Annotated in this window: 15 protein-coding genes; 12 read left to right on the plus strand and 3 right to left on the minus strand. The window is 36.8% G+C overall.

The window, feature by feature from the left end; all coding sequences use genetic code 11:
- Positions 1 to 36: 36 nt before the first annotated feature.
- The 9 genes from dnaK (at position 37) to ACSKY2_RS01055 (ending at position 11132) form a co-directional block, all read left to right on the plus strand.
- Positions 37 to 1881 (plus strand): molecular chaperone DnaK, encoded by a 1845-nt coding sequence (dnaK, locus tag ACSKY2_RS01015; protein WP_489877780.1) that lies wholly within the window; start codon positions 37 to 39, stop codon positions 1879 to 1881.
- A 104-nt stretch (positions 1882 to 1985) separates the two neighbouring features.
- Positions 1986 to 2906 (plus strand): DnaJ C-terminal domain-containing protein, encoded by a 921-nt coding sequence (locus ACSKY2_RS01020; protein WP_489877781.1) that lies wholly within the window; start codon positions 1986 to 1988, stop codon positions 2904 to 2906.
- A 79-nt stretch (positions 2907 to 2985) separates the two neighbouring features.
- Positions 2986 to 3261 carry a hypothetical protein gene (locus ACSKY2_RS01025; protein WP_489877782.1) on the plus strand — a complete coding sequence of 92 codons (276 nt, stop codon included), beginning with the start codon at positions 2986 to 2988 and terminating at the stop codon, positions 3259 to 3261.
- A 17-nt stretch (positions 3262 to 3278) separates the two neighbouring features.
- Positions 3279 to 4022, plus strand: coding sequence for a hypothetical protein (locus ACSKY2_RS01030; RefSeq protein ID WP_489839755.1), 744 nt, complete (start codon positions 3279 to 3281; stop codon positions 4020 to 4022).
- Between the two features lie 142 nt (positions 4023 to 4164).
- Positions 4165 to 5145 carry a ribonuclease Z gene (rnz, locus tag ACSKY2_RS01035; protein ID WP_489877783.1) on the plus strand — a complete coding sequence of 327 codons (981 nt, stop codon included), beginning with the start codon at positions 4165 to 4167 and terminating at the stop codon, positions 5143 to 5145.
- A 16-nt stretch (positions 5146 to 5161) separates the two neighbouring features.
- Positions 5162 to 7489 carry a single-stranded-DNA-specific exonuclease RecJ gene (gene recJ / locus ACSKY2_RS01040; protein ID WP_489877784.1) on the plus strand — a complete coding sequence of 776 codons (2328 nt, stop codon included), beginning with the start codon at positions 5162 to 5164 and terminating at the stop codon, positions 7487 to 7489.
- Positions 7470 to 7988 carry an adenine phosphoribosyltransferase gene (locus ACSKY2_RS01045; protein ID WP_489840594.1) on the plus strand — a complete coding sequence of 173 codons (519 nt, stop codon included), beginning with the start codon at positions 7470 to 7472 and terminating at the stop codon, positions 7986 to 7988. Before recJ ends, ACSKY2_RS01045 begins: the two co-directional genes overlap by 20 nt.
- Before the next feature lie 149 nt (positions 7989 to 8137).
- Positions 8138 to 9175, plus strand: coding sequence for a hypothetical protein (locus ACSKY2_RS01050; protein WP_489877785.1), 1038 nt, complete (start codon positions 8138 to 8140; stop codon positions 9173 to 9175).
- The gene (locus ACSKY2_RS01055) at positions 9156 to 11132 is read left to right on the plus strand and encodes an LTA synthase family protein (protein WP_489877786.1); all 1977 of its coding nucleotides are present in this window, start codon (positions 9156 to 9158) and stop codon (positions 11130 to 11132) included. Before ACSKY2_RS01050 ends, ACSKY2_RS01055 begins: the two co-directional genes overlap by 20 nt.
- An 82-nt stretch (positions 11133 to 11214) precedes the next feature.
- Here ACSKY2_RS01055 and ACSKY2_RS01060 read toward each other — a convergent pair whose 3' ends face one another.
- The gene (locus ACSKY2_RS01060) at positions 11215 to 12291 is read right to left on the minus strand and encodes an acyltransferase family protein (RefSeq protein ID WP_489877787.1); all 1077 of its coding nucleotides are present in this window, start codon (positions 12289 to 12291) and stop codon (positions 11215 to 11217) included.
- Positions 12292 to 12420: 129 nt separating this feature from the next.
- Here ACSKY2_RS01060 and ACSKY2_RS01065 point away from each other — a divergent pair, with 129 nt between their 5' ends.
- Complete coding sequence (locus ACSKY2_RS01065; RefSeq protein ID WP_489877788.1) at positions 12421 to 13041, plus strand: sugar O-acetyltransferase; 621 nt, start codon at positions 12421 to 12423, stop codon at positions 13039 to 13041.
- 274 nt (positions 13042 to 13315) lie between these two features.
- On the opposite strand, the gene lexA is transcribed toward ACSKY2_RS01065, so the two are convergent.
- On the minus strand, positions 13316 to 13912 hold the full coding sequence (gene lexA, locus ACSKY2_RS01070; RefSeq protein WP_489877789.1) for a transcriptional repressor LexA: 597 nt from the start codon (positions 13910 to 13912) through the stop codon (positions 13316 to 13318).
- Positions 13913 to 14042: 130 nt separating this feature from the next.
- Between lexA and ACSKY2_RS01075 the strand changes: the two genes are divergently transcribed.
- Together ACSKY2_RS01075 and ACSKY2_RS01080 are read left to right on the plus strand one after the other, a co-directional pair.
- The gene (locus ACSKY2_RS01075) at positions 14043 to 14297 is read left to right on the plus strand and encodes a DUF896 domain-containing protein (protein WP_489839747.1); all 255 of its coding nucleotides are present in this window, start codon (positions 14043 to 14045) and stop codon (positions 14295 to 14297) included.
- 72 nt (positions 14298 to 14369) lie between these two features.
- Complete coding sequence (locus ACSKY2_RS01080) at positions 14370 to 14606, plus strand: YneF family protein (protein ID WP_489839746.1); 237 nt, start codon at positions 14370 to 14372, stop codon at positions 14604 to 14606.
- Between the two features lie 102 nt (positions 14607 to 14708).
- Here ACSKY2_RS01080 and ACSKY2_RS01085 read toward each other — a convergent pair whose 3' ends face one another.
- Positions 14709 to 15341, minus strand: a complete 633-nt coding sequence (locus ACSKY2_RS01085) for a lysophospholipid acyltransferase family protein (RefSeq protein ID WP_489877790.1) — start codon at positions 15339 to 15341, stop codon at positions 14709 to 14711.
- Between the last annotated feature and the right edge of the window lie 19 nt (positions 15342 to 15360).

Raw genomic sequence — 15360 nt, forward strand, 5'->3', positions numbered from 1 at the left:
AAAATAAAAAATCTGATCAAAAAGAGGTAAATTATTATGTCAAAGATCATTGGAATTGATTTAGGAACAACAAATTCTGCTGTTGCAGTTATGGAAGGTGGCGCACCAAAGATTATTACTAATCCAAATGGTGGTCGGACAACACCATCAGCAGTTTCATTTAAGAATGGTGAAACACAAGTTGGTGATACTGCAAAGCGTCAAGCAATTACTAATCCAGACACGATTTTATCAATTAAGTCACACATGGGTGAGCCTGGTTATAAGGTTACTGTAGATGGTAAAGATTATACACCCCAAGAAATTTCAGCAATGATTTTGCAATACATTAAGAAGTATGCTGAAGATTACTTAGGTGAGACAGTTGATAAGGCAGTGATTACTGTCCCTGCATACTTTAATGACGCACAACGTCAAGCAACGAAAGATGCTGGTAAGATTGCGGGTCTACAAGTTGAACGTATTGTTAACGAGCCCACAGCTTCTTCATTGGCATATGGTCTAGATAAGTTAGATCAAGATCAAAAGATTTTGGTTTATGACTTGGGTGGTGGAACATTTGATGTTTCCGTACTAGAGTTAGGTGACGGTGTGTTCGAGGTTTTGTCAACGAATGGTGATACACATCTTGGTGGTGATGACTTTGATCAAAAGATTATTGATTGGTTAGCTGATGGCTTTAAGCAAGAACATGGTGTTGACTTGAAGAATGATAAGCTAGCATTGCAACGTTTGAAGGATGCTGCTGAGACGGCAAAGAAGACGTTATCATCAGCAACAGAAGCACAAATTGATTTGCCATTTATCACGGCAACTAATGAAGGACCATTGCACTTGCAAACAACATTGTCACGTGCACAATTCAATCAATTAACATCTGACTTGGTTAAGCGCGCTGAAGGACCAGTTCGCAATGCTTTGAAGGATGCTGGACTTTCAATGAACGATATTGACAAGGTTATTTTGAATGGTGGTTCAACTCGTATCCCTGCAGTACAAGAATCTGTTAAGGAGTTAACTGGTAAGGAACCAGATCACTCAATTAACCCTGATGAAGCTGTTGCTTTGGGTGCTGCTATTCAAGGTGGTGTTATTACCGGTGATGTTAAGGATGTGGTTTTGCTTGATGTGACACCATTATCATTGGGAATTGAAACAATGGGTGGTGTCTTCACTAAGTTGATTGATCGTAATACGACCATTCCAACATCAAAGTCACAAACATTCTCAACAGCTGCTGATAATCAACCAGCCGTTGATATTCATGTTTTGCAAGGTGAGCGTTCGATGGCTGCCGATAACAAGACATTGGGTCGTTTCCAATTAGCTGACATCCCAGCTGCACCTCGTGGTGTACCACAAATCGAAGTTAAGTTTGACATTGATCGTAATGGTATTGTTTCTGTATCTGCGAAGGATTTGGGTACAAATAAAGAGCAAAAGATTACCATTCAGAGTTCAGGATCATTGTCAGATGATGAAATTGAGCGTATGATGAATGACGCTAAGGCGAACGAAGAAGCTGATAAGAAGCGTAAAGAAGAAGCTGATTTACGTAATGAAGTTGACCAATTAATTTTCCAATCAGAAAAGACATTGGAAGAAGTTGGCGACAAGTTGCCTGAAGATGAGAAGAAGCCAGTTGAAGATGGTGTTGCTGATTTGAAGGCTGCCAAAGAAGCTGATAACTTGGAAGATATGAAGACAAAGAAGGAAGCTTTGGAGAAAGTTTCTCAAGAATTAGCTGTTAAGTTATATCAACAAGCACAACCAGCTGAAGGTGCTGAAGGTACTGAAGGTACTGCTCAAGAAGGTAAGTCAGGCGATGACAATACTGTTGATGGTGACTTCGAAGACGTCTCAGATGATGATAAGAAGTAAACTGAATTAACGATCTGAACACCCCTACGTTACAGACCGTACGCCTCTGTGAGAATAGCAGCTCACAAGGCGATACATATTGAATTTTTAGGAGGAGTTGCCTCATGAATAATACTGAATTATATGAGCGTTTAGGTGTTGATAAGAACGCCTCACAAGATGAAATTAAGAAGGCTTATCGTAAGCTGTCTAAGAAGTATCACCCAGATCTCAACCATGAGGCAGGCGCTGAAGAAAAGTATAAAGAAGTACAAGAAGCATATGAAACCTTAGGCGATGAGCAAAAGCGAGCAATGTATGATCAGTACGGTTCAACTGATGGTCAAGCTGGTGGCCAAAGTGGCTTTGGCGGTTTCGGTGGCTTCGGTGGTGGCAATGCCCAATACGGTGATTTCTCTGATCTTGGGGATATCTTTAGCCAAATGTTTGGCGGTGGGTTCCAAGATCCAAATCGACCACGCAAGGGACAAGATTTACAATACCGCATGAATCTAACATTTGAGGAGGCTGTGTTCGGAAAAGATACAACTATTTCGTATACGCGTTCTACGGATAATGGCAAGCAAGAAAATAAGGAATTAAAGGTTACTGTGCCAGCTGGTGTTGAAAATGGTCAACAAATGCGCCTGTCTGGTCAAGGTGAAGCAGGTATTAATGGTGGCCCTTATGGAGACTTATTTGTTGTCTTTCATGTTTCACCATCAAAAGATGGCTTCGAACGTGATGGTGCGACTGTTTACTCACGTATGCCAATTGATTTTACAACCGCAACGCTTGGTGGTGAAATTTCTGTTAAGACAGTTCATGGTGATGTAAAATTGAAGGTACCAGCAGGTACTGCAACTGAGACAAACTTCCGCTTGCGTGGTAAAGGTGCCCCTCATATGCGTAGTAACAGTAATGGTGATCATATTGTGACGCTGTACGTGGATGTACCAAAGAAATTGAATAAAGACCAAAAGAAAGCACTTGAAGCTTTCCGTGAAGCAATGACTGGAGAACATAAAAAAGGGTTTTTCGGTTAAATAGATAAACAAGTGACTCAATTTAAGGTTGCTTGTTTTTTTTTGTGTCATAATTAACAACATAAATTGGAGAGTATCTATGTATTTAGGAGATTTAAAAGTATCATTAGGCGGTATGCCTTTAGATCGACCAATAATGACTCGTTTATTGGTTCCTCAGTATGAACCTGTTAGAATTGTTGGTAAAGATGGTAATCTTTTGGTACTGGAAATAGATATGCAACAGCGAACAACAATTAATGATTTGCAAAAGTACCACGATAACACATTAGAAATTGTGATACGTGACAACGAACAACAATTGCACAAAATATATGGGTATCGTATTATTGATGATGTTGTTGTACTTGGTTGAGATTAAGGAAGGCTGATATGCAAAGACGAATAGGCTGGCTTGTAGCAACTATTGTGGGAATTGTTGCAATTATTGTGGTTTTAGTATTATATCGTACTAATGGACAACCTACTCGTGTCCAAACCATGGCAGAAGAAACATTGACCCACAATAAACAACCTTTTGCAAAAAAAGGTGACAAAAATAATGGTAAGTACAAGCCGACTAAGAAGGATTTAGCTAATAGTAATTATGTTAAACTTGGCCATATTAAAAAGGTTGGTCAGTACCAAATTACTGAAAGTGGCCTCGTTCAGAAATGGGCGGCTAGTAAACAAGTTAACAGTACGATTATAAATGGTGATATAAGTTACAAAATAGAACAAATCAATGTGATTGAAAACACTGCGCGTACGCAAAATGCATTGTTGTCTGCAAGACGCACGCTAAATGATCGTAAATTAGCATCTAAGTTTACGACATTAGTTATTACCTATACTGTGACTAATAATGGTGCTGTCACGGCAATTACACCAGGAATAACGGCGATTAAATATCCAAACAATGATACGATGTCGGCATTAAGTGGTATATACAATGATGGTCAATTAAATACGGCAGGAATTGTGCCTTATGATACAGTTACAACGACAGCTACGATACTAGTACCAAAACAATTAGTTGCTAATTTGTCATCGATTGACATCCAATTTGCAACGGTAAAAGATTCGTCAGGAAAAGATATTGTGAAACCATCAGCAGTTAAAACAATCACTTTTTAATATGTGAAACAACTGTATTAAATATATAAAAAATGATAATATTATAGGTAGTATCAACCGTCATTTTGGACGGTTTTCTTTTTGAATCAGTTTAAAACGTAGATTCAACGAATAATTTAAAGAAGATAAGGAGTTCCTAATCATGCAAATCGAGTTTCTAGGAACTGGAGCTGGATCGCCAGCACATTTTCGCAATGTGACAAGTATCGCATTACGACTACTTGAGGAAATTAATGAAGTTTGGTTATTTGATGTTGGTGAAGGTACACAACGACAAATGTTACAATCAACAATTCGGCCTCGTAAAGTGACAAAAATATTTATCACCCATTTACACGGTGATCATATCTACGGATTACCTGGCTTATTAGCGTCGCGATCATTTCAAGGTGGTGAAGACGAGCTAACTATTTATGGTCCGAAAGGTATTCGGCAATTCGTTGAAGTGAGCTTACAAGTGGCACAAACACATTTAACATATCCCATTAAATATGTTGAATTACCTAACTCAGGCGGTGAGGTATTACAGAATACGAAATTTACGGTAACTGCATTACCGTTAGATCACCGTATCACGTCGTTTGGTTATCGCATAACAGAGCATGCACATCCAGGCGAATTACTTGTTGATAAATTAAAGGCGTTGAACATACCTGCTGGACCACTCTACGGTGAGTTAAAACAAGGTAAAGATATTACCCTTTCAGATGGTCGTCTCATTCGTGGGGTGGATGTTATTGGTGCGCCCAAACCAGGGCGTTGTGTGGCGATTATTGGTGATACACGTAAAACTGATAATACAATTTTATTAGCTAAACATGCCGATGTTTTGGTTCATGAATCGACATATGGTAAGGGTGAAGGAAAACAGGCACGTAACCATTTCCATACAACCAGTATTCAAGCTGCCACGATTGCAGAGAAAGCACAAGTCGGTCGTTTGTTATTAACACATATATCGGCACGTTATGCTGGTAAAGCAGCAAATGAATTGGCTTATCAAGCGCGCGCAATTTTTTCGAACACACGTGTTGTTAATGATTTTGACGTGTTTGATGTGCCATTTGGCAAACAAGATAATACGAAACCGATGAAAGTGACAATGACTGATGAGGATGATTAAGTAAAGGGGGCAAGGCATGATCGATTCACGTTATCAATGGGAATATCCGGAAGTGAGTCATCAACAGGCGATTAAACAGATTAGTGAATCTTTTGGTGTTTCAAAACTAATCGCTAAAATACTGGTTAACCGTGGATATGACACTGTTGAGACTGCGAATACCTTTCTAAGACCTGAATTAACGGATTTGTATGATCCGTTCCTCTTGCATGATATGGATAAAGCTGTTGCTCGCATCATGCAAGCGATTGATACCGGTCAGAAAATTGTTGTCTATGGTGATTATGATGTTGATGGTATGACAAGTACTGCCATCATGACTTGGGCACTGGAATTAATGGGTGCAGATGTGACTTATTTTATTCCCAGCCGGTTTAAAGATGGCTATGGACCAAATCTTGAGAATTACCAACAATTAGCAGCAGAGGGTATGCAACTATTGGTGACCGTTGATAATGGTGTTTCTGGAAAAAATGAAATTGCTTGGTTAATGACTCAAGGAATTGATGTGGTGATTACTGATCATCATGAATTGCCCTCAGAACTACCAAATGCAACGGCAATTGTTCATCCGCGGCATCCAGCGGGTAATTATCCGTTTGGTGGCCTTTCAGGGGCAGGCGTTGCTTTTAAAGTTGCTTCTGCTTTGCTTGAAGAACCCGCTGATGAAGTCTTGGATTTAGCGGCACTTGGTACAGTAGCTGATGTGATGTCACTGACTGACGAAAATAGAATCATTGTGAAACATGGCCTTGCAAATATTAAATTAGATCCACGACCCGGTGTTGCTGCACTATTGTCTGCAGCAGGCGTACAATTATCGGATGTGGATTCTTCGACCATTGGGTTCACTTTAGCCCCAAGACTAAACGCTCTGGGACGTTTGGAAGATGCAACGACAGGTGTGCAATTGTTGTTAATGGATACATTAGAGAGTGCTGAACCACTGGCTGAACATGTTAATGAACTAAATCAAAAGCGGCAACAGTTAGTCAATGACATCACACAGGCAGCTGAACAACAAGTCCAACAATTATTGGATCAACCCGTTTTAGTTGTTGCGGGGGAAGGATGGCATGAAGGTGTGCTCGGAATTGTTGCTAGTAAGTTAGTTGAACAAACTGGTAAGCCAACAATTGTGCTTAATATTGATGGTGATGAGATGAAAGGATCTGGTCGTTCTATTCCAGCCTTTGATCTATTTACGGCACTTGATGGTCACCGAGATTTAATGACTAGTTTTGGGGGTCATGCAAGTGCTGCAGGTATGACCATACCTACGCAGTATTTGGCCCAAATGAGAGATGTTTTAAAAGTAGAGGCAGACCAGCAAAAATTAGCGACAGCACAGAAACCGACTATCCAAATTGCAGATGAGGTGACTGCGACTGATTTTACACAACAAAATTTTGATAATTTACAGGTATTAGCACCGTTTGGGGAAGGCAATCCCGAACCGAAGTTTATGCTTGATTTACAAAGTGTTAATCAAGTGAAAACGATGACGAATGGTAAACATTTGCGCTTCATGGCCCAGACGGATACGGGTCAATTGCCAGTTGTTGCCTTTGGATGGGGAAAGCAAGCCAACACGTTAACCGGTCATTTTTCATCCTTTCAAATTGTTGGCACAATGAGTCAAAATTCATATCGTGGTAATACAACTTATCAGCTAATGTTGCAAGATATGAAAGCTACAGGGTCAGCTTTATTAGATTGGCGTACGAGTCATTTGACAAAACAAAATTTTGATAAACCAGGCACATATGTTTTCTTTAGAGAAAAACATTATCAACAATTGTCAGCTTATATTGGTCAGGCGGGGCAAGCATTGATGTGGCAAGAAGCGCTAGGACAAGAAAATATACAAACAATGGTATTGGTTGATCTACCTGAAGAATTAGGACAATTACGATCTTTATTAAGTGAAACAACACCAAGTATATTAGCGCCAATGTTTTACGTACAGACACCAGTTTATTTACAAACAATGCCAAATAAACAAGTGTTTTCAAAGGTCTATAAATTTTTACATGTATTTAAAGATATTAATATGCGGACACAATTTGAAGCGATGGCAAAACATTTGCAGATTAATCAATTAACATTAAAACTGATATTAAAGGTGTTTTTAGATGCAAAATTTGTTATAATCGAGAATGGTGTTTTAAATGCTGTGCCGAATCCAACGCCAACAAAGTTGACTCAAACAAGGACGTTCCAAAGGTTTATGGTGCAGCGAGATCTTGAACAACAATTAATTTACAGCACAACAGCTGAATTAGAGATTTTATTAATGAATTTGAGTAAGCAGGAGAGCGAAACTGATGTTGGATTTAAATAACTATATTGCTTCTATTCCGGATTTTCCAGAGAAAGGGGTTATTTTCCGTGATCTAACGCCACTCTGGGGTAATGCAGAGGCCTATGCAGAGGCCACTCATCGTATTGCAAGTTTTGCTAAAATGCGCGATGTTAATGTTGTGGTTGGACCAGAATCACGGGGCTTTTTAGTTGGGGCACCAGTTGCAAATGAATTAGGAACTGGTATCGTTTTGGCAAGAAAGCCTGGCAAATTACCACGTGAAACGATTCGTGAGAAGTATACGTTAGAGTATGGTGAGGCTGCATTAGAGATGCATAAAGATGCCATTAAACCAGGCGAAAAAGTTTTAATTACTGACGACTTACTGGCAACGGGCGGTACGATTGCTGCAACAATCAAACTTGTCGAAGCATTAGGTGGTGAAGTCGTTGGATTGGCCTTTATGATTGAATTGAACGAATTACATGGGCGTGAGCAATTAGCTGGTTATGAAATTCTGTCATTAACGAATTTTTAAAAATATTTTTTTAAGCTTTATTTTGAAAATTTAATTTATAATTGAATATAAATGATAGGGTCGGGCTAGTAAATATCCGATCCTTTTTTATTACATATAGAGATATATAATAAAGTAGCTCAAAATTATACATAGGAGCATCTGAAACGATGATGAATGTAAAAAGTAGAACAACGTACATATTAGCTAGTTTTGCAATGATTATGTTGATTTTTATTCAAATAATTAATCCACAAGATCATAGTTTTTTATACCATTTTTTTACATGGTTAACGTGGCCAACAATCTTTTTTCTTTGTGGATACGCCATTGATGAAAAGATTAACTTAAAACAAGGGATTAAGTTGGCTGTTAAACAATATTTGGTACCATATTTTATGCTGGGTATCTTAGTCATTATTCTGAACAAAATTATTCAAATATTGTCGTTAACAAAGTGGCTCAACGCACCATTTGGATCGATGAGTGCAGGATTAAAAACGTTATTATATGGTAATGGCGTTCCAGTGACGACAATTTTTGGCTTTTTGGATACTGGTATTGGTTTATTATGGCTATTAATGGCGTTATTTGTTAGTACAATATTGATGTTGTTTCTTTCAAGAGTAAGAAGGACATCATTAATTATTTTTGTCATTACGATATTAACAGGCATTGGTTTTTATTTGGCAACTTTCATTCAGATACCCTGGGCATTTGAAGAAGCTTTCGTTGCCTTGCCATATGTATTTGTAGGTTTTCATTATCGAAAATTACGTGAATGGTCCGGTGGATTAACGACTATTATGGCATCATTAATGATAAATTTGGTCATGTCTGCATCGACAGGGTTAGATATGGCGGTTGCTTACACACCATTTTGGATTTTAGGAACGTTAACTGGATTAATCAGCTTATTGGGTTTAATTACTGTGGCACGGAGCGTTGCTAATTATGACAAATTAGCACCCTTGTTTTTAACAATTGGTAGTTATTCAATCGTTAATGTTGTTGTCTACATTTTTATTAATACAGTTACGCCTATTAATAATTATGTTGATAAAGTTTTACCAACAGGGGTAATTAATTTTGCGTTAAGTTGGTTAATAACGTTAATTTTGGTAGTCATTGGCAAGTTGTTGGTAGTCAAATTATTGAAGTTTATTGAAGGTAAAAAGGGTGCATTGAATGAAGAATCTTCTAACTAGACATAAATTGGTGAGTCCAAATCTTAATAATTGGATGAAATTGTTAATTATTGGTCTTGTTTTGAGCGTTTGTACCACGGTTGCTTTGCAATTTGCTATGTATTATCAAGTTTGGGGACGTTTTGATCAAACACTTGACCTCGGGCAAGCGATTGAAACATCGATTCATTTTTTAACGCGTCAACAAGCCATTTTTACAATTATTGCTTGCTTAATTGTTTTTATTTTTATTGTCGTATTGGTTAATCATTTATTTATTGGGACAGCCATCTATTTGACAATTTCTATTATTATATTTGTTGCTGAATATATGAAAATGAAATCAAGAAATGAACCCATTTTATTTAGTGATATGTCTGAAGTAACAGCTGTTGGTGGTTTAACGCAAATGGTTGATAAAAATTTGATGATGTTTGCAATTGGTGGCATTATTGTGCTTTTTGTTGGCGCAATACTACTAGAATTTTGGGTTCGACGGAAAAGGGCTGGACGATTTGCAGATTCAATTGTACGGATGATGGTGCAACAAACAGGGACTCGTATTGGTGTATTGGTTGTCTTATTTATCATCTTAGCAACGCCTTTTGTTGCCAATGCGGATCAAAATAGAGCTATTTTGAATCATTTTAACTATGAATGGCAGAGTTTTAATACTGGTGAAGATGCTATGCTAAATGGACCAGTGATGACATTTGTCTCGAATATATCGAGTGTCATTATGCGTCAACCGGCTGGTTATTCGCAAAAGTCGATGGTGTCTTTGCAAAAAAAGTATACAAAGTATGCAAATTCATTAAATAAAACAAGACAAGATAATTTAAAAGGACAAACGGTAGCTTACATATTAAGTGAGTCTTTAACAGACCCCGATAATGTACCTGGATTGAAGTATAAAGGTACTGATGTTTTTAAAAATATCAAACAAATTCAAAAGAAGTCAGTATTTTCTGGTAAGATGTTATCATCAGGTTATGGTGGTGGGACTGCCAATATCGAATACATGACGTTGGCTGGTTTTCCATTAGCGACTTACGCACCAGAAATGGTTGTGCCATATACACAGTTAGTGCCAGCTGCAAATGAAGTACCAACAATTACTAATCTATTCCAACAACGTGAAGTTATTCATCCTTATGTTGGGACATTTTACAATCGACGTGATGCGTATAACAAAATTGGCATTCAAAAATTCTATACAACGGATGGTAAACAATATAAATATCCAGAAAAATATTTGAAGAGTGTTGGTTCTGATAGTAATTATCCCGCTGATAAATATTCATACAAATATTTGGAAAATAAAATTGCAACAGCTGATGGTACGAAATCACAGTTCTTACAATTAATGACAATGCAGAATCATATGCCTTATTCAGCAGATCAATATCCAAATAGTCAATATAAAGTTCTAGAACCAGCAGTTTCAAAGAGCACAAAGGAAGCGGTTAAAAGTTACATTACAGGTGTTCACTATACTGATGTTGCAACAAAAGATTTGATCAATCAATTAGAAAATATGTCACGTCCAGTAACATTGATTTTTTACGGTGATCATTGGCCAGGTGTATTTACATTCGTTGATCAAGATAAGCAACTCAAGCGATCGCACGAAACTGATTATTTTATTTATCAAAATAAAGCAGCCCGGGAAAAGAGTGGCCTCAGTACAGATTTGAAGAATCGTGCTTATGCTTCACCAAGTGATTTTCCTGCATTAGCATTAGAAGCAACCAATAGTAAATTGACACCATTTTTTGCATTACAGACAAAAGTGACAGAAGAATTACCAGCATTTGCAAATTATACATGGGGAACATTTATTAATAATAAAGGGCATGAGTTAAAAACGAAAGACTTAACGAATAAGCAGAAAAAATTATTACATGATTTTAAGTTGGTCCAGTATGATCTAAGTTCAGGTAAACATTATTTATCAGAAAAGTTTACGAAACAATAAGAGTCATGTCATGAAATGAAAAGGGTCTATGAATCTGATATTTTCAGATTCATAGACCCTTTTTGATTGCTATATTGAAACATTATTTTGTTGGGACCTGTTTGATTTTAAGTGGGAAGTAACGATCGACTAATAAACGATAAATAAATGGCACTTTCAGGATAAGCCATGAGAAGACGGTTGTATAAATAATTCGTGCAAACATTAAACCTAAATAAATAAGCAAACTATATGTGATAAACCAGTCATGCGCTTGTAAAAAGTGCATTAATTCTGCATCTAATAAGCTAATATCCACTGAGTGAACTCCTAAAATAACTAAAGAATATCGCCCAACATAACTAAGAATCTTAGCCAAGTGTGTCCAGTGTTTCTCAATTAATAACGCAATACTTAGAATGACAATTGAACTACCAAAGCCACCTAAGACAGCAGCTAACATATTATCAGCTAAGCCACGATTTAATTCATATGTACCGCTAAAAGAACTAATCAACCATAAAGCGGCACCAACGATAAAAATAAGTGGATTTGAAAAAATTGTGTTTTCGGACCAATGCTTGGTAATTATTGATAACCAATGGCCAAATAAATAATATATTTGAACTTCAAGGGCAGTTTGTAAAGACCATGGGAAATAACCAAAATTTGCCAATAAACAACCTAATAAGAATAACAAACTAACGATAATGAATCGTAGATATTCTTTATTGACAGTCATTAACAAGTAAAAAATAATATTAGCAATAAACATGGTCAATAAAAACCAAATGGCGCCAACATGAGCAGTTAACGCAAAACCAAAAGGGGAATGAGCGGTTGCGCCATTACCATAAATAATTGGCATTAAAGTTTGGAAGTTTAAATAATGTTTGTGTTTAACCAAGAGACTAATAATGGCTCGTAAAATTGTATAAAAAATAATAATTATAAAAAATGGTGTTAATAATGTATTCGTACCTGTTTTAATAACATCTTTAATTTTTTTAGGATGATAGAAATATCCTGAAATAACAAAAAATATAGGTAAGTTAGCAGCAAATATTAGATTGGATTGCCAAGTTCCCCAAAGTCCTGTCATTGAATGACCAATAATGACAAGATAAATTGCAATTGCACGAGCGATATCGAACAAAAGATTACGTTTAGCGACTGTCATGTTATTACCTTCCTTAAATAAACTCAACTAGTTGTCATCTTAACATGTCATTTAAGGTTTAACAATTGGTCATGTAGTAAATTTTTATGTTAAAATGGCTAATATTGATATGTTTAGAGGGGGGATTTAATGAAAACTGAACGTGAAATAATGTTATCAGCTAAGCTATATAATTCGGCTGATAAGGAATTAGCTGCATTGCGTAAAGCGGGGAAAAGACGCGCCGCATTGTACAATCAGATGGCGCATGAAGAAGAGAAACAGGTTCAAGGCTTGTTAGAAGACATGTTGGGAAGCGTGGGTGCTAATAGTTATATTGAGCCAAGTGTGTATATTGATTATGGTAAAAATATCTATGTTGGTGAATCATTTTATGGTAATACTGGGTTGACAATTTTAGATACCTGTGAAGTACATATTGGGGATCATGTTATGATTGGCCCACGAGTTAGTATCATTACAGCCGGACATCCGATTGATGCAGGTGTGCGTACTCGTGGATTAGAATTTGGAAAGCCCATAACGATTGGCAACAATGTTTGGATTGGCGCTAATGTTTTTATTGGTCCTGGTGTAACCATTGGTGATAATTCAGTGATTGGTGGGGGCGCCGTCGTTGTGAAAGATATCCCAGCCAATTCAGTTGCTGTTGGCAATCCGGCAAAAGTTATGCGTGAGATAACCGCTGAAGATAAAGTCTATTGGGAACAGCAAGAAAAAGATTATTTTGTGAATCGAAAGAATAATTAATTTTAAACACTTTGTTCAACACGCTTAAAATACTGATAGCAAAGCCAAATAGTGATGATAAATGACTGAAGCATTGGTTATCTTTTCATTTAATTGTTGCTTAGAGTGACATTAATTTTATAGAAAAAAGTTTGGACAACAGTTGTTATGACCAGCTGAAAAGGACGTCAATCTATCAATTTGATTGGTAGATTGACGTCCTTAAGCGTGTTTCAAAAGAATAAAATTTCGGTATCACAATCGGCTTCATAACGGCTTTTGTTTCACTTACTTTTTATTTGATGTTATTGCGATAGAGTCCAATGACACGACCTATTATTTGGATATTTGTTGTTATAACAGACTTTAGATTGTTGTTTTCTGGTTGTAATCGGAAATGGTCATTTTCTTTAAAATAGCGATAAACACGTTGATGAGAGTCATTATCATCGTTCATTTGAACCACAATAATATCACCGTCTGTTGCAGTTGTTTGCTTTTTAACAATTAAATAATCATGATTTAGTATCCCAATGTTAATCATCGTGTTGCCATGATGTCTTAAGACAAACACGTCAGGTTCATGAGTAGGTATTAAATTTTGCAGTAAAAGCGGTTTTTCAGTTATTAATGAATCAGCAGCGTTGATGTTAGTATGATGTCGTAAAAAAGCGAGACCAGCATTGGTAACTTTAATAGCACGCGTTTTTTCTGCAGTTTTATCAATAAAGCCCCTTTTTTGTAAGCGTATTAAATGACCGTGTACTGTTGACGAAGAAGCTAAGTCAACGCCAGCACCAATTTCACGAATAGTAGGTGGATATCCCCGCTTTTTTTGTACATCATTAATATACTGTAAAATTTCAAATTGCTTTGTAGATTTTTGAGTCATTGTCAAATCTCCTTTAGTACTAGTCTATTGTACGATAAAACAGAGAGATATGTTAGGTAAGCTAATGGCATGATTATTAGCTAAAATATGATAAAATAGATACATTCAATTCAGAAAAGGTGGAAATGATATGACTGAAACCGATCATATAATGGCTGTTCGTTCACGAATTAACGAATTGGCAGCAAAAGCAAAATCGCCAGAAGGTTTGACTAAAGACGAAATTGCAGAACGTGCAGATTTACGTGCAGAATTTTTAGATAATTTTAGAAAATCATTCCGTTCACAAGTTGAAATGTTACAAGTTTATGATGAAAATGGAAAAGAGGTCACGCCAGAAAAAGTGAAGAAAATTCAACAAGAAAAAGGATTACGAGATAATTAGTGGTTCAGTTCGCTAGTCAAATGCCGGATAGTTCGCTATAATGATACTTGAATATATTTTTGGAGTAATAAAATGAGTACAACTATTTGGATTGTCATTGTCGTTATTGCCGCAATAGTTGGTGCTATTGCTGGTTTCTTCATTGCACGTCGTTCTATGGAGACGTACATTAAGAATAATCCCCCTATTTCAGAAGAAATGATGAAATCTATGATGTCATCGATGGGACAAAAGCCTTCACAAAAGCGTTTGAACCAAATGATGGCACAAATGAAGAATCAAGCACAAACTTCTTCAAAGAAGAAATAGTGGTTAAAGAGGTTGAGTTATTATTGCTCAGTCTTTTTTTTTCGACAAAAAAACAGGTTATTTATTAATAGCCTGTTTCATCATGCGACATTATTTATTGTCTTAATCTTTAGTCTTAGGATGTGGATCGACGTAAACCCAATTAGGATCGATTTCGTCGTCAAGTTTATCAAAAGCTGTTTGTAGCGTATCGCCAAATTCAGCAGTATTTGCCTCATTTAGTTTGATACGTTTGTCAATATAAATTGGGTCACCAAAAGCCATTGTAACGTTGTGGCGTTTGAATAATCCAGAGAACTTGACAGGACCTTGATAAACAATTGGTACTAATGGTGCACCAGATAATTTTGCAATCATTAATGCGCCACCTTTCATTTCTTCGGAATGCCGACTACCAGAGGGAAACATAATCAGACTTAATGGTGTCTTTTTTAAATTTCTAACAGGTGTTTTAATAGCCGATGGCCCTGGATGCGCACGATCAACTGAAAAAGCATTGGCATGGATCAAAATCCAGCGTAAAATAGGATTCTTGAAAAGTTCTTTTTTAGCCATAAAGCTAAATTTATGAGGCCAACCAGCTAATGCAAAGAAGATAGGCTCCCACCAAGTACGGTGTGGGGCAACTAAAATGAAGTTGCCTTGTGGTAATTTGTTTGTCCCTAATATTCGATACCGACCATTTATTAGCCAGACAATACCTACAGCGACATAACGTATGAATGAATAGAACATGTTTGTTCATCCTCCCTAA

The sequence above is a fragment of the Weissella sp. ESL1156 genome (genome assembly GCF_058505625.1).